The 22,147-nt window shown below is 70.4% G+C and carries 19 protein-coding genes; 5 read left to right on the forward strand and 14 right to left on the reverse strand.

Annotated elements, in window-relative coordinates:
• Positions 1–63 precede the first annotated feature (63 nt).
• A complete protein-coding gene (locus C3488_RS13980) occupies positions 64–978 on the forward strand; it encodes a LysR family transcriptional regulator (protein ID WP_258053412.1) in 915 nt (304 codons plus the stop codon).
• Positions 979–1,513: 535 nt separating this feature from the next.
• Positions 1,514–1,675 carry a hypothetical protein gene (locus tag C3488_RS40490; RefSeq protein WP_181139010.1) on the forward strand — a complete coding sequence of 54 codons (162 nt, stop codon included), beginning with the start codon at positions 1,514–1,516 and terminating at the stop codon, positions 1,673–1,675.
• A gap of 111 nt (positions 1,676–1,786) precedes the next feature.
• Here C3488_RS40490 and C3488_RS13990 read toward each other — a convergent pair whose 3' ends face one another.
• The 4 genes from C3488_RS13990 to C3488_RS14005 are packed head-to-tail and all read right to left on the reverse strand — an operon-like array spanning position 1,787 to position 7,585.
• Positions 1,787–2,194: a hypothetical protein gene (locus C3488_RS13990; RefSeq protein ID WP_258053413.1), complete on the reverse strand. Its 408-nt coding sequence runs from the start codon at positions 2,192–2,194 to the stop codon at positions 1,787–1,789.
• Entirely contained in the window at positions 2,191–4,281 is a 2,091-nt protein-coding gene (locus C3488_RS41540) for an integrase (RefSeq protein ID WP_103839763.1), read from the reverse strand. The genes C3488_RS13990 and C3488_RS41540 overlap by 4 nt, the downstream gene beginning before the upstream one ends.
• A gap of 41 nt (positions 4,282–4,322) precedes the next feature.
• The gene (locus C3488_RS14000; protein WP_103839726.1) at positions 4,323–6,056 is read right to left on the reverse strand and encodes a hypothetical protein; all 1,734 of its coding nucleotides are present in this window, start codon (positions 6,054–6,056) and stop codon (positions 4,323–4,325) included.
• Entirely contained in the window at positions 6,053–7,585 is a 1,533-nt protein-coding gene (locus C3488_RS14005; protein ID WP_103839727.1) for a site-specific integrase, read from the reverse strand. The genes C3488_RS14000 and C3488_RS14005 overlap by 4 nt, the downstream gene beginning before the upstream one ends.
• 44 nt (positions 7,586–7,629) lie before the next feature.
• Here C3488_RS14005 and C3488_RS14010 point away from each other — a divergent pair, with 44 nt between their 5' ends.
• A complete protein-coding gene (locus C3488_RS14010; protein ID WP_258053414.1) occupies positions 7,630–9,249 on the forward strand; it encodes a collagenase in 1,620 nt (539 codons plus the stop codon).
• 87 nt (positions 9,250–9,336) lie between these two features.
• Here the strand turns inward: C3488_RS14010 and C3488_RS14015 are convergent, their stop codons facing one another.
• The 4 genes from C3488_RS14015 to C3488_RS14030 form a co-directional block, all read right to left on the reverse strand.
• A complete protein-coding gene (locus C3488_RS14015; protein WP_181139011.1) occupies positions 9,337–10,125 on the reverse strand; it encodes a DUF429 domain-containing protein in 789 nt (262 codons plus the stop codon).
• Between the two features lie 43 nt (positions 10,126–10,168).
• Entirely contained in the window at positions 10,169–10,546 is a 378-nt protein-coding gene (locus C3488_RS14020) for a DUF3566 domain-containing protein (RefSeq protein ID WP_103839729.1), read from the reverse strand.
• Positions 10,547–10,575: 29 nt separating this feature from the next.
• Complete coding sequence (locus C3488_RS14025) at positions 10,576–11,118, reverse strand: hypothetical protein (protein ID WP_103839730.1); 543 nt, start codon at positions 11,116–11,118, stop codon at positions 10,576–10,578.
• Between the two features lie 282 nt (positions 11,119–11,400).
• A complete protein-coding gene (locus tag C3488_RS14030; RefSeq protein WP_103839731.1) occupies positions 11,401–11,811 on the reverse strand; it encodes a four-helix bundle copper-binding protein in 411 nt (136 codons plus the stop codon).
• Between the two features lie 417 nt (positions 11,812–12,228).
• Here C3488_RS14030 and C3488_RS14035 point away from each other — a divergent pair, with 417 nt between their 5' ends.
• Together C3488_RS14035 and C3488_RS14040 are read left to right on the forward strand one after the other, a co-directional pair.
• Complete coding sequence (locus tag C3488_RS14035; protein ID WP_103839732.1) at positions 12,229–12,828, forward strand: TetR/AcrR family transcriptional regulator; 600 nt, start codon at positions 12,229–12,231, stop codon at positions 12,826–12,828.
• Complete coding sequence (locus C3488_RS14040) at positions 12,825–13,808, forward strand: GNAT family N-acetyltransferase (RefSeq protein ID WP_103839733.1); 984 nt, start codon at positions 12,825–12,827, stop codon at positions 13,806–13,808. Before C3488_RS14035 ends, C3488_RS14040 begins: the two co-directional genes overlap by 4 nt.
• 222 nt (positions 13,809–14,030) lie before the next feature.
• On the opposite strand, the gene araD is transcribed toward C3488_RS14040, so the two are convergent.
• The 6 genes from araD to C3488_RS14070 form a co-directional block, all read right to left on the reverse strand.
• Positions 14,031–14,759: an L-ribulose-5-phosphate 4-epimerase AraD gene (gene araD, locus C3488_RS14045; RefSeq protein ID WP_103839734.1), complete on the reverse strand. Its 729-nt coding sequence runs from the start codon at positions 14,757–14,759 to the stop codon at positions 14,031–14,033.
• A 28-nt stretch (positions 14,760–14,787) separates the two neighbouring features.
• Positions 14,788–16,305 carry an L-arabinose isomerase gene (gene araA / locus C3488_RS14050; protein ID WP_103839735.1) on the reverse strand — a complete coding sequence of 506 codons (1,518 nt, stop codon included), beginning with the start codon at positions 16,303–16,305 and terminating at the stop codon, positions 14,788–14,790.
• 55 nt (positions 16,306–16,360) lie between these two features.
• Positions 16,361–18,043, reverse strand: a complete 1,683-nt coding sequence (gene araB, locus C3488_RS14055) for a ribulokinase (RefSeq protein ID WP_103839765.1) — start codon at positions 18,041–18,043, stop codon at positions 16,361–16,363.
• 214 nt (positions 18,044–18,257) lie between these two features.
• Entirely contained in the window at positions 18,258–19,277 is a 1,020-nt protein-coding gene (locus tag C3488_RS14060) for an ABC transporter permease (protein ID WP_103839736.1), read from the reverse strand.
• Positions 19,274–20,869 (reverse strand): sugar ABC transporter ATP-binding protein, encoded by a 1,596-nt coding sequence (locus tag C3488_RS14065; RefSeq protein ID WP_258053415.1) that lies wholly within the window; start codon positions 20,867–20,869, stop codon positions 19,274–19,276. The genes C3488_RS14060 and C3488_RS14065 overlap by 4 nt, the downstream gene beginning before the upstream one ends.
• Positions 20,870–20,871: 2 nt before the next feature.
• Positions 20,872–21,996, reverse strand: a complete 1,125-nt coding sequence (locus tag C3488_RS14070) for a substrate-binding domain-containing protein (protein ID WP_258053416.1) — start codon at positions 21,994–21,996, stop codon at positions 20,872–20,874.
• Positions 21,997–22,147 lie beyond the last annotated feature (151 nt).

Raw genomic sequence — 22,147 nt, forward strand, 5'->3', positions numbered from 1 at the left:
AGGGAAGCCGAAATCCCTTATGCTCGGCATAGACAGAGCTGATGATCATTCGAGGTGGGTGCCGTGACTCTGGACCTCAACCTGCTGCCGCCGCTGGACGCGCTCCTCCAGGAGCGCAGTGTGACGCGGGCCGCAGAACGGCTCGGTCTGAGCCAGCCCTCGCTGAGCGCAGCCCTGGCCCGGCTGCGTCGGCACTACGGCGACGAACTCCTCGTCAGGGTGGGCAACAGCTACGAGCTGACCCCCCTGGCGGAACGACTGGTGGAACACACCGAGCAGGCCCTGAACTGGGCGGACCGGGTCCTCCAGACGCGCCCCGACTTCGATCCCGCGCAGGCCCGGCACGAGTTCACCGTGATCATGGCCGACTGCCAACTGCCCACGTTCGGGCGGGCCTTGGCCGACCTGGTCCGCACCGCCGCGCCGAACGTGCGGCTGCGCTTCCAGCACAGTACCGAACGGGTCGTGCAGCAGGCGCTGGACAACCTGCGCACGGTGGACGCCCTCGTCCTGCCCCAGGGCATCCTGTCGAACATCCCCACCTTCGACCTGTACAAGGACCGTTGGGTGTGCGTGATGTCCGCCGACCGCGCCCCGGCCGTCCTCGGGCGGGAGGAACTGGCGGGACACCCTTGGGTGTTGCCCTACCGTCACCCGTCGCCGGTCTTCTCCCCCCTGAACCGCCTGCACGCCGAGGGCATCGAACCGCACGCGGAGATCGTCACGGAGAACTTCCTGGCCATTCCCCACCTGGTCGCGAGGACCGACCGGATCGGCCTGATGCCCGAACGGGTCGCGATCCCCGCCCTCTCCGGACAACCGATCACCGTCGTCCAACCCGCCTTCGAGATCGGCCACTTGGTGGAGTCCCTGTGGTGGCATCCCCTCCATGAGCGGGAACCGGCCCACATATGGCTGCGTCGCATGGCCGCTCAGGCCGGCAAGACCGTAGATAGCGGCCCCATAACATCGTGCTAGGTCCGGATGTCCAACTTTGGACGTCACTTCCCGTCGCATGCCTCCAGAGGGCTCAGTGCCTGGCGCTAACCATCGCCGCAGGTGGTCGTAGTCGTATCCCTTGTCGGCGTGGAGCTTGCCCGGCTTGCGCCGCCGTCGGCCGCGGCGAGAGCCGGATCGACGGTATGCCCTACTTTCTTGATCGTGGTTCGAACTGGTCACTCGTAAGATCAGCAGGACCCCGGGGGCTCTGGGTATGACTGTCAGCGGTTCGCCATGAGATGGCTGGAAAGGCTTGGCCGCCCGGAGCCCCGCGACGACTCGTCGGAGTTGGCGGCATAAGCGGCATAAGTAGTCCGGGGGCTAGTCGGGCGGTGGCTGTGGTCATTGTGCGGGGTTGGCGTCCGTTTCCTTTGGGGTCCGGCTGTGAGGAGTTTCGGGAGGTAGCGGACGGAGAGTCCGGTCTCCGCCGGGTGTCGCAACGCTGTGTCGAGGTTAGTCCCTCGGTCGAGGCGAGGGACGTGGGCCGTGGAGTGGTGACCAGGATCAGCGGCACATGGACTACATGATCAGCCCTGGCCTGTGGGGGCAGATCGACGAGGTGCTCGCCGGAGGCACCAGGGCTTCCCGGCGGGCCGCGCTGAGTGATGTCGTGTTGGTGCTGGCGTTTGTGCCGCAGTCGCTGCTGCGGATCCTGGAGATGACGGGCGCCGATTAAGGTCCTGCAGGTCTGTGACACCGTCGCGGAGGCCGAAGCAGCGTTCAGCGACCGCGAGGATGCGGCTGGAAGCCTCCTTTGAGGCGCATCGCCAGCCGCCGGCGGCGGCCGTCACGTTGGTGGTCGGTGTAGCGGCACGACGTTGTCGGCGGCAGTTGAACCCGTCTGCTGATCGTCGTCGTGGATGAGCACGGCGCTGGCGAGGGTGAGTCTGGCCACCAGATGGCGGAGCTCTTCGATCTCGGCTTTCTGTCGGGCGACGGTCTCCTTGAGCTTGGTGACGGTTTCCCGCAGGCGTCTTTCGGGCTCCGGGACCTGCCGGGTCTCGGTGCGCACCCGCTCGTAGAACACGTTCTTCAGGTCGGTGTGCCGTCTGAGGAGGGCCATGCGGTGCACGCCTGCTTCGGCGGCGAGGGCGACCACGGTGAGACTGCCGTTGGAGGCGGTGGCCTGTCCGGCCAGGAGCCGGTCCATGGCATGGCGGATGCGGGCGCGCTCGTCCTGGTGCTGATCGTTCACGTGAGGGCCTCGGCGGGCTGGGCGGTGGCGTCATGCGTGGCGGCGGTGGCCCGGAGCCGGTTGGCGTTGGCGCGTAGGCGTTGGCCGATGGGGTGTGGTGCGTGGTTGGCGAGCTGGTCGATCTCGTCGGCGCGTTCGCTCAGGAGACGGGCGTGGGTGTCGGTGCGCACGGTGTTGCCGCAGCCGGGCCGGCAGTCGTACTGCCTGGGGGCTGTGGCTCCGGGCTCCGGCTCACACAGAGCGTTGTCGTGCTTGAACGCGCAGATCGGGAACGCGTCGGGGTTGTCGTAGAGCACGATGCCGTCCCGAGCAAGGAAGGCGCTGGCCTTCTTCGCGAAGGTGCGGGGGACATGGCGGCCCTCGAAGCGCGGGGCGTGAGCGGCGGCGGTCAGGGCCCTGCGGGCGGCAGGACCGGAGATCTTCTCGCCGGCCGCGGCACGGTCCCGCAACCGCGCGGCGGTGTCGGCGGCGGCCAGTGCCGTTTCGACGTCGAGGACGGCGTGAATGCCGCGGCGGCTGCGGGAGCCGTAGCCGCTGGAGGTGCGTGCGTCCAAGACGGTGCGCATGTGGCCGTACTGGATGGCGAGGGCGATCAGACCTCCGGGGCGCCGTGCGATGTGCCAGGCCAGGGTGCGTCTGAACCGGCCCATTCTGATCGGACCGTGCGGGTCCTCGGGGATGGTCTGGTCGGGCAGCCCGTGGGTCTGGGCTTCGCGGTTGGCCCAGTCCACGAAGGACTCGATCCGCTTGGTCAGTGTCTCCTTCTTCAGTGCGCCCTGTTTGCCGCAGGTGCCGTGGTGGGCAGCGCTGAGCAGGAGTTCCCCCGGCGGCACCATCCGCTCCAGCACGCGGATCGCGTGGACCACCGGTGTGATCGCGACCCAGGGGACGCGGCGGACCTCGCCGGCGGAGATGTGGTTGCCGTCGTCGTCGGTGACGTTCTTGTAGTGGCGGCTGCGGATCAGGTGGCGTCCTCGGGTGCCGTCAGCGGTGGGTTCTGGCTCGGGGCAGCAGCCGGAGCGCAGGCCTTGTACTTCCTGCGGGCGCATGCCGGTCAGGTACAAGCAGATGATCGCGGCGGCGGTGCTCAGGTGCCGCATCAGTTCCTCTGCCTCGTGGAAGTCGAGGTGCTCGCGCCAGGGCCTGCCGTTGATCCGACCGGTAACCGGAACATCCAGGGGACACGGCCCCGGCCGCTTCGCTGCTACCCGATGCAGGTCGTGGCGTTGGATGAACCTCGCGGTCTGCGGGACGCTGGCGCCGGTGAGAGCGGCGACGTAGCTGCGGGCCGCCCGGAAGGTGTTCCCCACCGGGCTGGCGGGCAGCGGGCCACCAGCCTGCGCCAGTGGCAGCAGCCACCGCTCAAGCGCCGCCAACGTCTGAGGCGTGGCCGTGTTGGCGGCGGCCTGGTTGGCCAGGCAGCACCGTTGGGTCCATGCCGCCAGGATGTCGTCGGCGAAGTCGTCGACGACCCGGATCGCCCAGGTCAACAACGGCCCGAGCACCAGCGGGTCCAGCGGCTCCGTCGCATTCTCGCCCTGGCCCGCGGTATCGGCGGCGGGAAGGAAGTCGTCCACCCCATCGGTCTCCCAGGGAGGCCGGCTGATGCCGGAGGGGCGGGCACTGAGCTGGTCGAATGCCCACAGGTCCGTCAAGCGGGTACAGAGGATCGCAGCGGAGTCGCGGGACACCTGGCCCAGGCGCTCGCCGGCATAGGCCCGCCGTTCGGCTTCGGTGCAGGCCCCCAGGCTCATGATCTGGCGCTTGTGCAGCCAGCGGGCCAGCCGCATCCACTCCCAGCAGCTGGCACGCATGTGCGGCGCGGACGTGCGGCCCCGGGCCTGGACTCCTCGGGTCTGGAGGTAGGTGGGCCGACGCTGACCGTTGATCATGGTCCACGCCACCAGCTTCACCTCGTCCCGCAAAGGTTCGGGGCAGTTCTTCCAGTGGATCTTGCCCATGCCCGTGCCAGGGTTGTCGATGAGCGGGGCCACGGACCAGATGGGGTCCTGGTAGCGGGAGTTCGGGTGCGTGTTGCCCGGGCTGATCCACTCAGGCAGCACCACGGGGCTGTCCGGGGTGGGCATGGCCAGCACGTACGGGTCGAGCTCGGCAGTGGCGCCGTTGGTCACGGGGTAAGTTCTCCCTTCACCAGGAGGTGGACCAGAGTGCGGTCAGCGTCGTCCACCCGGGCCAGGGCCGCTGTCCAGGCCGTCGGCCCGACCTTGTCGCGCAGGTCATCGAGCCGTAGTGCGTGCTCGCTCCATCGTTCCTGCCACGTGCCATCGGGCAGAGGGGATCGCAGGCTCTGTAGCACCTGGTGCAGGTGGGCGAGCCGGGGATGATGCCCCGGGTGGACACGGGCGTTGGGGCAGGCCAGGCAGAGCAGAAAGTCTGCGGCGCAGCCGCCCTCCGGGCCGGGCCAGGGGCTGGACGTCTCGTCCGCGCAGTCCGCGGTCACCGTCTGCTGGTGGGCAGGATCCTGCGCGCCCGCGACGTGGCCGGCGAACACTACGGCCCGGGCCTGGTCGAGGGCCTCGCGGGCTCCGGCCTCGAAGACGCTCTGTGAGGCGCGTTGCACCTGCCCGTCGGGGAGCACGTAGACACTTTGATGCGTGCCCGGGGAGTGCTGAAGGGGACGGCCCTCGCGGGTCACGGTCGTGCGTCGGGTGCGCCTGAACGGAGCTCCGTCCAGCCCGTGCCGTTGCGCCCACCACTGCGCATCGCCATGGCCGACACCGAGGGCCAGAGGGCCCACCGGCCGGGGCCGCTCGGTGTGCTGGTGCCGGCGCGTGGGGTAGTGCATCCGCGCGACCATCAGCAGCCCTATGCCTGGATCGAGGCGGGCGGCCAGTGCACGGCCGTGCGCGGTGGCCTCCAGCGCCTGGGTGATCAGCCGCCCCGGGGAGTCGGCCCCGCAGTCGGTGATGTTCTCCGTGGAGAACCAGTGGCCGCGGCCCTTGCGGCGCTTTTCGATCTGCAGCTGGTAGGTCACCGAGGCTGTCTCGCCGACCGACGGCGCCCGGGTCGGGGCCGGCAGGCAGTCGTAGACGGACAGATTCCACCCGAACCGGTCGGTCAGCAGCACCGCCAGTGCCGTGAGCTCCGAGCGCGACAAGAACAGCCGTCCCCATGTGGCCTCCGCTCCGCTGCCTCCCAGCAACACGCGGTTTTTCACGCAGTGATGCCCGCGCGCAGTGATCGTGGTGGGCACCTCGCCGGTGCGCGCGAGGTGATCGAGAATCTGGCCGATCTTCCATTCCCGGCTGCCTTCCGCCAGCTCGCCGGCGCGCCAGCTCTCCAGCAGGCGGGTGTTCTCCCGGATCCGCAGCAGCGCGGACCGGAACTGCCGCTGCGCGGCCAGCACCACCCGCTCCCGCTCCTGCTTGTCATAGGACTTCTCATACGGCCTCGGGCTGGGGATGCGCCGGGCGAGTTCGTCCGCGACCAACCCGCTGGCCAGCCGCGGATCTGGCGTCAGCAACGGCCTGACCTGCCGCAGCACGCTCTTGCCGGTGTTGGTGGCGATGTGCCGGGCGCGCCAGCGCTTGAGCTGCGCGGTGGTCAGATCCCCCAGGTCCTTGGGAGGCTGGTCCAGTTCGGCGACGAACCGGGCGAACGCGTTCAGCGCGACCCAGTAGCCCTGGGCGGTCGCGTGGCTGGTCCATCCCGGCGCCCGGGCGGCGAACACCGTCGCCAGCGACCGCTGCATCGGCTCGGCGACCGGCAGCTCAGCGAAGTCGAACGCCTTCGTGTATCCCGCGTTGTTAACGACCCTCACTACCACCCCGTCTGGGGCCAGGAGCGGCTCGGTGCGGTGGTCGGCCGGAGGCAGGACGGCCCGCCGTCCCCGCCCGGTCACGAGCCCGCCTCCAGCAGCATCTCGATGTCCTGGATGCCCTGCGACTCCCGGGCCAGCCGTGCGAACACGCCCTCCAGGTCCTCGACTTGTTGCTCCTGGTCGTCGCCGGTGGCTGCGGCCGCGAGGATCGACTCCAGCTGCAGGTGCGCGACCGGCGCGAGGTAGTGCCGTTTCGTGATCTCCACGTCTGCGTGCCCGAGGAGCGTCTTCACCAGCCACCAGGGGTCACCGAACAGCAGGGCGAAGTCCCGCCGGTCCGCGGCGGTGAGCCCGTAGCGGGACTCCATCAGCTGGTTCAGCACCACCAACATGTACAGGGCGTACGAGTGCCGCGCGGCGTGCGGGGTGGCGTACGGGCTCTTCCCGCGGACCTCCGCCAGCCGGAAATCCCGGCTGATCTGCCGCTCTTCCTCGGTGACCAGGACCTCCTCGCAGCGCTGGTTCGCGGCCCTGAACACGCCGTTCCACCGGTCCGGGACCATGGGCAGACCCTGCTCGGTCAGCCACAACCATGCAGGCTCCGGCCCGTCGGGCCCCTCGAGGAACAGCCACTGCCGCTCGCGCCAGTCCAGGCGGCCAAGTTCCTGACCGCCGACGACACCGTCGGCGTCGACCCACTCGATCCGCGGCTTCAGCCCGCGGGTCACCTTCGTGACCAGCCGCATCATGGGCAGCTTCTCGTAGCGGCCCGCCGCCTGGGCGCGCTGCACCGCCCAGGCCCGCTCCGACTCCACGTAAGCCTCGACCTGGCCGACCGCGTCGATGGACGCGTAGAAGACCCGGCCCTGTTTCGCCCGGGTGAGCGACGCGGCGACGTGCCCGTGGCAGTAGCGGCCAAACCGCAGGCGTCGGCTGGGCAACTCGAAGGTGAGCAGCGCGCCGCCCTCCTGCCGCCGCAGACCGGAGCTGAGCAGCAGCTGCACGAAGCTGGTGTTGCGCAGCTCCGTCCGCGCCTCCCACCCCGGTGCCGGAAACCCGGCGCGGGTGTGGCCGCGCAGCCCGATGTCCGACCACAAGCCCCAGGTCCGCGGCGTCAGCCACAGCACCCGCGAGCTCACCGAGTCCGCAGCCCGGTCCTCGCGCCGCGAAACGTCCACCGGCAGCGGGTAGACCTTCGCCCACCGGAACAGCTTGGTGAACGCGGACGCCTCCCGGTCCCACTTCGTCCCGCCGATCCGGCCCGGATTCTCCGCCGCCCGGCACCTCCAGTGCCGGTAATCCGCCAGGTCCTGCCGCGTCGCCCTCCGCCACGGCACTCCCCGCGAAGACAGAAAGGTCAGCAGCGGGCGGATATCCGTCGCGTAGTTCCGCTTCGTCTCCCGCTCCAGGTTCCGAAAGTCATGAGAGCGGACGAAGTCCAGCAGATCCCGGTCGACCGTGCCGTCCGGCGCCACGAACACCGGATCACCCGGCCGCAGACCGATCCGGGCGACTGCCGCCGGCAAGTCCTGTACCCCCAGAACCCCCTCAGGCGGCAGCGTCCCCCAGCGTCCGGGATCCGGTACACGCACCACATGCCACTCGTTCAACCAACGCCTCCCCTGACGCTTGAACTCGCTTAATCATCAGGGAAGTGGCGACCTCGACCGTGGAGTGCGTCAACAGCCTGTTCGCCGTCACCGGTGAGGACGCACGCGCGATCTTCCGTGAGCTGCAGATGGTCACCGTCGCCCACGCCTTCACGCACGCGGCGCGGCGATACGGCGGCGACAACTCGGCCGGCATATGGCAACTCGTCCTGTTCCTGCGTGCCGGCTACTACGTGCAGTTCAACAACCCGTCCGACGTCGGTCCCTACGGCACCGCCCTGACCATCGCCACGACCCGGGGCCTGGACGCCTTCTTCGCCCGCCGGCACGCCAGGGACGTCACCTCCGCGAACGGCGAGGTCCTCGGCGACGTCATCGTCCTCACCGATAGTGCCGACCTGCAGGGGCGTTACCTGAACGTCTACCGCAGGGTGCTGAGCGGTTACAACAGCTCCTATGACGCCGTCGCCGGCATGGTGGCAGCCGTCAACGACGTCTACACACCCCTGTGGCGCGGAAACTGGAACACCGCCTACATCGACGCGGTCACCGCCGACCCACGCATCCTCGACACGCTCCACACGTTCGCTCTCGACCACCGGAACCTGCTGGGGACCGATCGTGCCCACCTGGAATCCAACGCGGGCATGGTCCTGGCCCGCCACATCGGGCATCCCGGCCTCCGGGCCACGGTCCGCCCGCTGGTCAAGGGCCTTTTGAAGGCATCGCGGATCACCGGGCCCACAGCCGGGCTGTGGGTCGCGGTCGCGACCCAGCTGGACTCCTACGACAAGGCCCACTGCTCGTACTACGGCGTCTGCGACCTCGCCGGCAGACTGGCGAAGGCGGCACTGCCCCTCACCCACACCTGCGACGCGACCCACACCATCCGGGCGCAGGCCCTGACCGCCGCCGAACTCGACGCCACGTGCGCGAGCCTGGTCGGCCAGGACCCGTACTTCCACGCCCTCGTCAAGGACGACGGACCGATACCCGGGCAGTACGAATCGACCGTCCAGCTCGTCGTGTTCGCCGACCGCGACGCCTACCGGACCTATGCCGGGACGATCTTCGGCGTCAGCACGGACAACGGCGGCATCAGCCTGGTGGGAGATCCGGCCGACCCCCGCAACCAGCCCCTCTCGATCATGTACCAGAAGGGGTACGACGACGGCTTCACCGCCCGGATCTGGAACCTCAACCACGAGTACACGCACTACCTGGACGCCCGCGACGACATGAAGGGCGACTTCTCCCAGCAGACGGCCGTGCCGGACGTCTGGTGGATCGAGGGCCTGGCCGAATACGTCTCCTACGGCTACCGCGGCATGACCGACGACCAGGCGGTCGCCGAGGCGGGCAGGCACACCTACACACTGAGCACGCTGTTCCAGAACACCTACGGCAACAGCGACGTGACGCGCACCTACCCGTGGGGCTATCTCGCGGTCCGCTACATGTTCGAAAAGCACCCGGAGGACATCCACCGGATGCTCGCCCACTTCAGGGTCGGCGACTACCCGGGCGGCTACGCCGTGTACGACGGCGTCGGCGCCCGCTACGACGCCGACTTCGACGCCTGGCTCACCGCGTGTGCCGCGGGCGCCTGCGCCGGCCCCGGCCCGGGCGGCCTCCGGCACGGCGACGCGCCTCCGCGGCGGTAGTCCGCCCGACAGGCCGACCGGCCGCACGGCGGCCGGCCGGCCTCCTCGATGCGATCGGGCGGAAGGGCGGACGGCGACACCGCCGGCTCAGCGGTGGAGCGCGGCGAGGTCCGTCTGCGGCAGGTGGATCCAGCCCTCCCGTGCCGCCGCGGCGCGCTCGTCCGCGGTACGCGGCCCCACGGTGTCCCCGACCAGGACGGCGCGGGCGACCAGGGCGCAGACCAGGGCGTCGAGGTGGTCGTGACTGTCGGCGCACCGCTTCCGGACGTCCCCGGGCAGGGGCGCCTCCAGCCCGGCCTCGAGCGAGCCGATGATGTGCTCGCGGACGGCCCGCGCCTCGGGCGCCGCTCTCTTGTAGCTGCCGGCGGGGCGGATCCCCCAGCGCCGCAGCGCGGCAGCCGGGTAGACCTCGGCGACCGGTCCGGAGCCGTCCCGGGGAACCTCCACCCCCGTCGCCGCGAGGGCGTCCAGCAGCCGCGCCGCCCGCAGCGCCACCACACCCAGCAGATCGGTGGACACCGACAGCGGGGGCCGCATGGCGGTCGCCTTCCAGGTGATGTCGTCGGTCAGCCGGAACCGCAGCGGGTCGAGGCCCGGCCTTCCGTCCGCGTGTCTCCCGTACCCGGCGGGAGGCGGCAGCCGTTCACCCCGGTGATGCGCCCCGACCGTCGCCACGAAGCTCGACGGCCAGCCGAGAGGACAGTCCAGACCGGCCTTGTCGGCCGACCGGATCACGGCCAGCAGGCCGTCGTCCCCCTCCCGCTGGAGGAACTCCACCGTCACGCCTGGCCCGCCGCCCCACTTCATGCGGCACACAGCGGTGCGCCGGGCGCTCGCGGCGAGGTCGACGCCGACCGTCACCGTCTGTCGTCGCATCACGCCCGGAATGCTGCCGCAGCACGCCGGCCGGTTCCACCCACTACTCGTCCTCGGTCACGGTCAGTTCGACGCCACCCATGAGGCCGGCCGACATGTTGTAGACGAAGGCGCCCAGGGTCGCCAGTGCCGTGGTCAGCGCGACCTCGAGCACCGCGACGCCGGAGGTGAGGGCGAGCGCCCAGCCCAGCGACCGCCAGGCCACCGCTCCGATCACGGTCAGCAGCACCCACAGCAGAGCGACGGTCACGATCGAGCAGACCCCCAGGGTGAGGGATATCAGGAAGCTGGTCGTCATGACCGACCAGGGATCGGCCCCCGACAGCCGCAGTCGTGCGCGAGGTCTGCGGGCGGCGGGACGGCCTCCGTCCCGCCGCCCGCCGGAGCCTGTGCCGTCCGTAGCGTCCGGGGTCGCGCCCATGGAGTCCTCCTCACGCCTCGGGAAGCCGCTCAGATGGCCGCCGACACGCCCCGCTCGGCCGTCGAGGCGATGCGGTGCCGCGTGATCCGGCCGACCTCGTGCCAGAAGGGTTTGGCGGTCAGGTAGGTGCCGAGCGCGGAAAGAAAGCCGATGGAGGCGTCGACGCTGATCCGGCCCTGCTTGGCCCAGTAGACGTCCTGCAGGTCCAGCAGCAGGGCGAACTCGTCGAGGATCAGTGCGGTCCCGCACCCGTAGGCGGCCGCGACGGCGGGGTGCCCGATGGCCCGCTCGTCACCGCGTACGGCGATCAGGCCCACGCCGGCGAGGGTGGCGATGCCGAAGTTGTAGTGGTGCAGGTGCTCGCCGCCCGCGGAGATGTTCCCCCAGGGCAGCCATCCGCCGCGAATGCCGTGCGTGATGATCCGCACCGTGCCGAAGGTCGCTCCGAAGGAGATCCACGTCACCAGCAACGACCGCTGGAGCGGCGTCAGATGCCGGTCCGCCGCCTGCCGCCAGCGCCGCACGAGCGGCGAGCCATGCCGACGGCCGTGCCGCTCGGTGACAGATCCCATGACCGACCTCCCACACCGAACGGGCACCCGCTGTGCGATGCCGACGCTATGTGCGGGAATGCCCGCACGCATCCCGGACTGCCGCCGCGAGCAGTCCTTCCACGCCGTGGACAGCGCGGGAAGACCTTGCGAACAGGGCCGATACGGCGGGGCGGGGGCGGGCGGTACCAGGGAGGCTGTTCGGGTGACGGATCGGAAGCCGAACTCCGGGCCGTCCGGAGAGGGCCGCGCAGGACGACCACGGCTGCGGACAGCCCCAGCGGGCTCCTGAAGGGCGGGCTCTCAGCCGAGCTTGGCGAGGAGTTCGTTGCAGGCCTGCTCACAGCTTCGGCATGCCTCGGCGCAGATGCGGCAGTGTTCGTGCATGTCCGCGTGGCGGCCGCACTCCTCCGCGCAGGCCCTGCAGGCGGTGGCGCACGCCTGGAGTATCGCCCGGCTGATGTTCGCGTCGTAGCCGGTGTGTCGGGAGAGAACCGATGCCGTGGTGTTGCAGATGTCGGCGCAGTCCATGTTGGTGCGGATGCACTTGGTCAGCTCCTCGACCATGCCTTCGGACAGGCACGCGTCTGCGCACGCGGTACACGCCTGCGCGCACGCGATGCATTCCTGGATGCACTTCGCCATCGCCTCGCGGTCCACGCCGCCCAGATCAGCGGGGTAGGTGTCCAGCATTTCCTTGACGGACGTCGTCATGGTTCATCGCCTCGCAATCAGTCTCTGTCGGCGCGGCGCCGCCCGCGCCGGCTGCAGGATTACGAGTTTCACCGCGGTCGGCCGTGAAACGGGACTTACCGCCCGCCAGCGAGCCGACCTGGACCGCGACGGCAGGGCCGCACCCGCCCCGGATTCGCCCCCAAGCTCCCCCTGGCTACGGACATGATCGCGCCCGGTCGCCACGAAGCGGTGGCAGGCCCCACACAGAACCGGCGCCCCTCGCCCCGTTCAAGCGCCGCAACCCGCAGACGCAGCCGCCGCATTCGGTGCCACTGCCTGCAACGACGCACCCCGAGCAGTAGACCGCCCGGGGCGCACCCTTCCGGCAACTAAAGAAGCGGCGGCGTGGTACCGTAACAACGGTTACGCAACAGATGTTATGCAAAGAGGTGGGCGATGCCCCGGCAGGTGGACCACGAAGAGCGGCGGGAGTCGATCTCGCAGGCGGTTTGGCAGGTCGTCGCGGACAGTGGCCTGGAGGGTCTGACGCTCCGCGCGGTCGCGACCGCTGCGGGCTGCACCACAGGAATGGTCACGCACTACTTCGCCGGCAAGAAGGAGTTGCTCGCCCACGCCCGCACCGAGATGCACCGTCGGATGGCGGCTCGTATCGACGCCATGCCCGCCGGCGAGAGTGCCCGCGACGTCCTCTACACCGTGGCCGAGCAGGCCCTGCCGCTGGACGACGAGCGGCACCTGGAAGCCGTCGTCTGGTCCCAGTTCCTCCTCAGCACCCGCAACGATCCCGCACTGCTCGCCGAGCACACCCGCAGTCACGCCTCCTGGATCGACCGCCTCACCGCCCTGGTGCGGGCCGCCTGCCCGGACCGTCCGGAACCCGCGGAGCTCGACATCCGGGTGCGCAGCCTCGTGGCGTGTCTCGACGGTCTCGCGCTGAACGCCGTGACCGATCCGGACGCCTATCCCCCCGGCCTCCAGCGGCGCGTCCTGGAGACCCAGCTCGACCTGATCCTCGAAGGGAACCGCACCCTGTGAACTCCCACGACCCGATCATCACCGCCGTCGCAGCCGACGACCCGAGGATCCTGCGCCTGGTGCGCGACCTCGACACCGACCTCGCGGCCCGTTACCCGGACGAACCGTGCACCGGCGGTGCCCACATACACCCCGGGATCCGCTTCCTGCTCGCCGAAGTCGAGGGTCGGCCGGTCGGCTGCTGTGCCGTACAGCCCTTCCCGTCCCCAGACACGGCCGCCGAACTGAAGCGCATGTACGTCGCGCCACAGGCTCGCGGCAGGGGCATCGCCGCTCGTCTCCTGGCCCGGGCGGAACACACTGCCACCGCCCTCGGCCACGGCGAGATGCGCCTGGAGACGGCCGTCCACCAGCCCGAAGCCATCGCGCTGTACACCCGCGCCGGCTACACGCCGATCCCCAACTACCCGCCCTACCAGCACAAGACGCTGAGCCGTTGCTACGCCAAGCCCCTGCCGCTGCCCGAGGCGGGGCCCGAGGACAGGGAGGAGCTCACGGCCTTCCTCGCTGGCCAGGGGCTCTCGTCCCAGGACGTCCTCGCACCCGGCACCCGGTACTGGCTCACCAGGGATGCGGCCGGCCCGGCTGTGGCGGTGGGCCTGGAACGGCAGGGCCATTGCGTGCTGCTGCGCAGCGTCGCGGTCCGCCCCGATCTTCGGGGACGCGGAGCCGCCCGGCGGCTGGCCGAACACGTCCTCGAGGAAGCGGCCGCACAGGGCGCGCGTACGGCGTATCTGTTCTCCACTGGCGCCGGGCCCTGGTGGGAGAGACTCGGCTTCCGCTCCGTGCCGGTCACCGAAGCCGCCCAGGCCCTGTCCGATGCGCCGCAGGTCCGCCGCTATCGGCAGGCCGGAGCGCTGGCCGAGGAAGCCGCATGGCGCCGGGACCTCATCGACATCGGGACAAGCAACCTCCCACCCACGCGCGCGGACGGCTCCACGGCCGACGCCCTGCGCACAGCCTCGGCCAGCCGCAGATGAGACAGACCGTTTCCGGGCTGCCGCGGCCTGTCTGGTGGTTGTGGACGAGCAGTCTGACGTGGCCGCGCTGTTCGGAGCCGGCGGCGCGGTGGCCTCGCATGACCAGCGTTCAGGCCATGGATGTGCACCTGCCGCCTCCTGACGGACCGGGACATGGCCCGGCCGGCGAGTCGGGCTGTACGCCGGGTACAGCCCGACCGCACCGCGGCGGACGTGCGCCGGTCATCCGGAGGTCGTTGTCATGTCCGGATTGCCGTAGTACGCGTCGGGACCGTGCTTGCGGGTGTAGTGGCGAGCGAGCAGGTGGCTGGGCGGAGGGGCGGAGGGGGCGAGGCTGAGGGTGTGGAGGGCGATGTCGGCGACCGCCTCGCAGATGATCGCGTGTTCCAGGGACTTGCGGGCGGTGGCGCCCCAGGCGAAGGGACCGTGGTTGGCGACGAGGGCGGCGGGGACCTCCACGGCCTTCTGGTCGTCCTCCTCGAGCATGTCCACGACGACGCGGCCGGTGTTGTACTCGTAGTCCTTCGCGCATTCCTCCGGGGTGAGGTCGCGGGTGACGGGGATGGGGCCGTTGAACGTGTCGGCGTGCGTGGTGCCGAGGACGGGTATGTCGCGGCGGGCCTGGGCGAAGGCGACCGCGTGGGTGGAGTGGGTGTGGGTGACACCTCCGATGGAGGGGAACGCCAGGTACAGGCAGCGGTGGGTCTCGGTGTCGGTGGAGGGACGCAGATCGCCGTCGACGACCGCGCCGTCGGACAGGCGTACCGTCACCAGGTGGTCGATGCCGAGGTCCTCGTAGGGGACTCCGGAGGGCTTGATGACGAACACGCCCGCCTCCCGGTCGACTCCGCTGACGTTGCCCCAGGTCAGGGTCGCCAGGCCGACCTGGGGGATGGCGAGGTTCGCCCGCAGGACCTCCTGCCGCAGGCCGTCGCGCACAGCTACGGTCATCGCTCGTCTCCTTCGGTGCGGTCGTGGGTCACAGGGCCTGGGCGAGTCGGTGGTAGGCGGCGTTCCAGCGGATTTCCTTGGCGAGCTGCTCGACGGTGGTGTCCGCGCCGATGGTGAGCAGTTCGACACCGGTCATGGCGGCGAAGTCGGTCAGTGTCTCGGCGTCGACGGCGGAGCTGAGCACGGTGTGGTGCGGGGCGCCGGCGAGCAGCCAGCTCTCGGCGGACTCGGCCAGTGAGGGACGCGGCTTCCACACGGCCCGGGCCACCGGGAGGTGGGGCAGGGGCTCGCTGGGGCCGACGACGTCGACCTCGTTGGCGGTCAGCCGGAAGCGGTCACCCAGGTCCGCCAGGCCGACGACCAGAGCCGGGCCGGGGGCGGCGTCGAAAACGAGGCGCACAGGGTCCTCACGGCCGCCGATGGACAGCGGATGGATCTCGCAGCGGGGGCGGTCGGCGGCCACCGACGGGCAGACCTCCAGCATGTGCGCACCGAGGATGCGGGGCGTGCCGGGGCCGAGGTGGTAGGTGTAGTCCTCCATGAAGGTGGTGCCGCCGGGTTGCCCCTGTCCCATGACCTTCATCACGCGCAGCAGCGCGGAGGTCTTCCAGTCGCCCTCGCCGCCGAAGCCGAAGCCGTCCGCCATCAGGCGCTGGACGGCCAGGCCGGGGAGCTGGCGCAGCCCGCCCAGGTCCTCGAAGTTGGTGGTGAAGGCGGTGAATCCGCCCTCGGTGAGGAAGGTGCGCAGACCGAGTTCCTGCCGGGCGGCGTACAGCAGCGAGTCGTGGCGGATGCCGCCGGGGCGCAGGGCCGGGACCACGTTGTAGGACTCGACGTACTCCTCGGCGAGTTCGGCGGCCTTCTTGTCCTCGACGGCGTCGACGACGGCGACGAGGTCGTTGACCGCGTAGGTGTTCACGGAGAACCCGAACCGCATCTGCGCCTCGACCTTGTCGCCCTCGGTCACGGCCACGTCCCGCATGTTGTCGCCGAAACGCGCCAGGCGCAGGGTGCGCGCCGCGTGGCGGCCGGCGGCGGCCCGCGCCCAGGCGGCGACCCGGTGGATCACGCGCGGGTCGGTGGCGTGTCCGGCGACGATCTTGCGTTCGATACCGAGCCGGGCTTCGATGTGGGCGAACTCCCGGTCGCCGTGGGCGGCCTGGTTGAGGTTCATGAAGTCCATGTCGATGCTCGACCAGGGCAGCGACAGGTTGTACTGGGTGTGCAGGTGCAGCACCGGCCGGTCCAGCGCGCTCAGTCCGGCGATCCACATCTTCGCCGGGGAGAAGGTGTGCATCCACACGATCACCCCCACGCAGTCGTCGGAGGTCGTTGCCTCCTGGCACAGCCGGCGGATCGCCTCCGCGTCGGTGAGGACGGGCTTCCACACGATCCGCAGCGGGATCGGGTCGGCCGCGTCGAGTCTTTCGGCGATCATCCGGGACTGATAGGCGACCTGGAGCAGCACGTCCTCGCCGTACAGGCCCTGGCTACCGGTGAGAAACCAGATCTCCTGGCCGGCGGACGGCTTTTCGGGTGCGGTCATGACGGTGATTCCTTTCGGATGGAGCGCGACGTGCGGGCGGGGGTGGTGGGGCGGCTCAGGCGCATGCCTCCGCGCGGATGCGGCGCAGGCGGTGCATGACGTCGTTGGTGCCGCGGCCGAAGTAGTCGTGCAGCAGCCGGTACTCCTCGTACAAGCGGTCGTAGGCGGCGGCGCGGTCCGGGTCCGGCCGGTACACGCCCCGGTCGGCCTTGCCCATGGACCGGGCGGCGGCCTGGATGTCGGGATAGGCCCCGGCCGCCACTGCCGCGTGCATCGCCGCACCGAGGGCGGGCCCCTGTGCGGAGCCGATGACGCCGAGGGGACGGCGGGTGACGTCCGCGTAGATCTGCATCAGCAGCGCGTTCTTCGTCAGTCCGCCCGCGATGATCAGCTCGTCGACCGGCACCCCGGACGACTCGAAGGCCTCGATGATGGTCCGGGTGCCGAACGCGGTGGCCTCCAGCAGCGCCCGGTAGACGTCCTCCGGCCGGGTCGACAGTGTCAGCCCCACGACCACACCGCTCAGTTCGTGATCGACCAGCACCGAGCGGTTGCCGCTGTGCCAGTCCAGCGCGATCAGACCGTGTTCACCCACCTGCTGTCCGGCCGCCAGCGCCGTCAGATGCTCGTGCGCGTCGCGGCCCAGCGCGGCGGCCTGTTCGACGTACTCGGCAGGCAGGCCGGTGCGCACGAACCAGCCGAAGATGTCGCCGACGCCGCTCTGCCCGGCCTCATAGCCCCACAGGCCGGGCAGGATGCCTCCGTCGACGACACCACACATGCCCGGCACCGTGCCGTGCTGGTCGGAGCTCATCACGTGGCAGGTGGACGTGCCCATGATGGCCACCATCTGGCCCGGCTCCACCGCGCCGGCGGCGGGCGCCGTCACATGGGCGTCGACGTTGCCCACGCACACCGCGATGCCCTCGGGCAGGCCCGTCCACGACGCCGCCTCGGCCGTCAGGTGCCCCGCCTTCGCTCCCAACGCGCCGATCGGGTGCTCGAGTTTCTCCGTCACGAAGTCGGCGAAGCCGGGGTTCAGTGCTTCCAGATAGGCACGGGAGGGGTAGGCGCCGTCCTGGTACTGGCCCTTGTAACCGGCGGTGCAGGCGTTGCGGACGTACGTCCCGCACAGCTGCCAGACGATCCAGTCCGCCGCCTCCAGCCACCGCTCGGTGCGGTGGTAGATCTCCGGGTCCTCCTCCAGCACCTGCAGTGCCTTGGCGAACTCCCACTCCGAAGAGATCTTCCCGCCGTACCGCTCCAGCCACGGTTCCTTGCGCTCGGCGGCCAGCGCCGTGATCCGGTCGGCCTGGGCCTGGGCGGCGTGGTGCTTCCAGAGCTTGACGTAGGCGTGCGGACGGCCGGTGTACTCGCGCAGCTCGCACAGCGGTGTGCCGTCCGCGAGCACCGGCAGCACCGTGCACGCGGTGAAGTCCGTGCCGATGCCGATGACCTGCTCCGGCCGCACACCGGCGGCTGCGAGCGCCGCCGGCACCGCGTGGCGCAGCACGTCGACGTAGTCCGACGGCACCTGCAGGGCCCAGTCGGGAGGCAGCCGGGTACCGTCCGGCAGCTCCCGGTCAAGGACCGCGTGCCGGTACTCGTGCTCGGCCGTCCCCAACTCGGCGCCGTCGCACACCCGGACCACCACGGCCCGTCCGGACAGCGTTCCGAAGTCGACTCCCACGACGCAGGGTTCCGGGTTCCCCGCCGTCTCGTCTCCGGCGTTCGTCATCAGCCTCTCCCACACACGAAGGTTTTCGATATACCGATCACTGTTCGATCTCCTGAAGACGCCGAGGGCACCTACGACCGGTCCGCGGCGTCGACCGACGTGCTGAGCGGGTCCGCCCGAGTCCGCGGCGGCACCAGCGACCGAGGGACGCGGGGAGCCGCGCGACCTGCCGGGGACGGCCCGCGGTTTTCGAACTGCGCTTCCGGCGGAGCGCTCAGCCCCGGCTCCTGCCGAAGTAGCGTGCGCGCACCCGGTCCAGCAGGATGGCGACGCCGAGGACCGCTCCCTGCACCACCTGCTGGTCGTACGGGCTGACCTTGAGCGCGAGCAGGCCGTTGGTGATGAACTCCAGCAGGATCGCGCCGGCCGCGATACCGGCGATACGGCCCTCGCCACCGGAGAGCGACATCCCGCCGACCACCGCGGCGGCGATCGCCGTCAGTTCCCACCCCGCGCCGACCGAGGGGTCGGCCACATTCATGCGTCCGATCACCAGGATGCCGACCACACCGGCCAGCGCGGCGCTGGCGACGTAGGTGGACGTGATCCGGCGGGCGGTGGGGATGCCGGCCAGCCGGGCGGCTTCCTTGTTGCCGCCGACCGCGTAGATCTGCCGGCCCACGTAGGTGCGCTCCAGCACGAACCAGGCGATGACGGCCGCTCCCACGAAGAACAGCGCGGGGACCGGCACTCGACCGATGTAGTACTGGCTCAGGTTGCTGAACAGCGGGTCGAGGTTGTTGATGGGCGAGCCGCTGGTGATGGCGAGCGCCAGGCCCTGCGCAACGGTGTAGGTGACCAGGGTGATCACGAAGGGCGGCACGTTCAGGCGGGTGACCATGATGCCGTGCCAGAGACCGACCCCGGCGCTGATCACCAGCGTGAGCAGGATCGCGAGGGGGGCGGGCATGCCCTCGCTCACGTTCATCCAGGCGGCCAGGATGCCGGCCAGGCCGGCCAGCGCGCCCACCGACAGGTCGATGCCGCCGGTCAGGATGACCAGTGACTCGCCGATCGCCAGGATGCCGACCTGCGCGAGGTCGCGGCCCATCACCTGGAGGTTGCCCACCGCGGTGTACGTCTCCGCGTTGGCCGCGATCCCGGCGAACACCAGCACGCAGGCGATGATGACACCGGCCTCCGGGGAGGCGGCGAGCTTGCGGGCGAGGCTCGATACGGCCGGGCGGGAACGCGGCGCGACCTCGTCGGGTGCGAGCGTGCTCTGCGCGCTCATGCTGTGGCTCCGTTCGTCAGTTGTTCCTGGTCGGGCTGTTCCTGGTCCGCTGTTTCCCGGCTGAGGGCGGAGGTGCCGGCCGCGGCCGTCATGATCCGTTCCTTGGTGGCGTCGGCCCGGTCGATGACCGTGACGACCCGCCCGTGGTTCATCACCGCGATGCGGTGGCAGATCCACAGCAGTTCCTCCAGTTCGGAGGAGGCGACCACCAGCGCCATGCCCTGCTCCGCCGCCCGGTCGATCAGCTTGTAGATCTCCGCCTTCGCGCCCACGTCCACGCCGCGTGTCGGCTCGTCGAGCAGGAGCAGGCGTGGTTCGGCGGCGAAGGCGCGCCCGAAGATGGCGCGCTGCTGGTTGCCGCCGGACAGCGAGCCGATCGGCTGCTCCACCGACTGCATCCGCACGTTGACGTTCTCGGTGATCCTCCGAGCCTCGGCGCGTTCCCGGCCCGGCCCGAGCAGCCCCCGGCTGCTGATCCGCTTGAGCACCGAGACGACGACGTTCGCCCGGATCGACGCGAACAGCACCAGCGACTGCTCCTTGCGGTCCTCGGGGATCAGCGCGATCCCCGCCGCCACACCGTCGCCCGCGCCCCGCGGCTGGTAGGGCTCGCCGCCCAGCCGCATCCGGCCGCCCGTCGAGGGCTGCGCGCCGGCGATCGTGTGGACCAGGCGGCTGCGGCCCGAGCCCATCAGCCCGGCCACGCCCAGGATCTCGCCCTCGCGCACCTCCAGGTCGACGGGGCCGAGACCGTCCGCGGTCAGGCCCTCGACCTGCAGCAGGACCGGGCTCGTCGCCGGCGGCGCCTTCGGCTCGCCCTGCGCGACCTCGCCGCCGACCATCTCCCGGATCAGCCGCTCCTCGGTGGCCTCCGCCGGTTCGAGGTCGGCCACCAGCCTGCCGTTGCGCAACACCAGAACGCGGTCGCTGATGTCGCGGACCTCGTCCAGACGGTGCCCGATGAACAGCACGGTGCCACCGCGTTCGGCCAGCTGCCGGGCCAGGCCCAGCACCATCTCGGCCTCGACCGGCCCCAGTGAGGAGGTCGGCTCGTCCAGGATCAGCAGCTTGGGCTCACGGCCCCATGCCTTGGCGATCTCGATCATCTGCCGGGTCGGCACCGGAAGGGTGCGCACCTCCCGGCTGACCGGGATCGTCTCGGCGGACAGCCCGATCTCCGCCAGCATCGCCTCGGCCTCGGCCCGCTGCGCTGAACGGTCCACCAGGAACCGCCGCTTCGACTTCCGCGGACGGCGGCCCAGCAGCAGGTTCTCCGCCACCGAGAGCTGTCCGACCAGGGGGAACTCCTGGGAGACCATGGCGATACCGAGTTGTCCCGCCGCCTCGGTGGACCCCGCGACGAGGGGCTCGCCGTCGATCAGGATCTCGCCGCCGTCCCGGTGGACCGACCCGGCCAGCGTCCCCATCAGGGTGGACTTCCCGGCGCCGTTCTCGCCGACCACGCCGATCACCTGCCCTGCGTACAGGTCGAGTTCCGGCAGGTCGAGGACGCGCACCGGCCCGTAGGACTTGTGCACCCCCCGCAGCCGCGCGGTGATCGCGCGGCCCGGGGCGTTCTTCGTGGCCGTCATGCTCAGCCGATCCCGAGCTGGGACTCGAGGGACTGGTAGGCGCTCAGGTCGGACTGGGTGACCAGGCCCACGCCGGAGCTGAGGGTCGAACCGTCCTTCTCCAGGTAGGGCTTGACGATCGCCATCGTCTTGTCCTTGCCCAGCACCTTCTCAGCGGCCAGGATGTACGCCCCCGTGTAGCCCTGCTGGTACGGCATCTGCACCACGGTGCCGGAGATGACGCCGGACTGGATGAACTTCAGCGTCTGGGCGTCCGAGTCGTCCGACACGATGTGCACCGAAGAGGTCTTGCCGGCCGAGGTCACCGCCTGCGCCAGCGCGGGACCGTCGTAGGAGTAGACCCCGTACAGGCCGTTGACGTCGGGGTTGTTGGCCAGGATGGTCTCCGCGTCGGAGGTGGCGGTGCTGGCCTGGAGGTTGTCGTTGACCTTCTGGGCGACGGTGATCTGGGTGCCCTTGAGCGCGTCCTCGAAGCCCTGGATGCGCTGGGTGGCGTTCGACGCGGTGAGCGAGCCGACCAGGATCGCCACCTTGCCCTTGCCGCCCAGCACCTGCTTCATCGCGGTGCCGGCCTGGTATCCGGCGGTGTAGTTCGGGGTGCCCAGGTAGAGGGAGGCGGCGTCGGTGCCCGGCAGCGGCGAGTCGATCGCCAGGACGTCGATGCCCTTCTGGACGTCGGTGTGGATGGTCCCGGCGGCCGAGGTCGGGTCGATCGCCGAGATCGAGTAGCCGGTGACGCCCTGCGAGCGCAGGGTCTCCAGCTCCGAGTTCTGCTCCGTCAACTTGCCGTTGGGCGGGGCGAAGTAGGTGCACTTGCTCTTCGCGATGCCGAGGTCGGAGCAGCCCTTGAGGAAGCCGACCTGACCGGCCTTCCAGTAGTCGGCGGCCACGTTCACGACCATCGCGATGTCGACCTTGGACAGGTCCTTGCCGGCCAGCGCGGACTTCAGCGCCGCGTCGAGCTTGGCGAGGTTCGCCTGGTTGAAGGTGACCGAACCGGCGAGCGCGACCGGGGCCGCGGCGCCCGCCGAGCCGGAGGCGGCCGGGGTGGAGGCCTCGGAGCCGGTGGCGTTCTTGGAGCAGCCGGCAGCGGCGAGCGAGATGAGCACCGCGGTCGCGGCAGCCACAGTGCGGGATCGTCTCGTACGGATCATCGTTGATCAGCGCCTTTCTGGGCGTTCGGGGTGGGGAAGAGTCCACGGCCGAACGCGGATGTGAGGGGGCAGGGGGATGACTGGATCGAGGACGCGTCCACGGCCCGCCGAGGCATGCCGGTCC

The sequence above is a fragment of the Streptomyces sp. Ru72 genome (assembly GCF_002920635.1).
Lineage (GTDB): Bacteria > Actinomycetota > Actinomycetes > Streptomycetales > Streptomycetaceae > Streptomyces.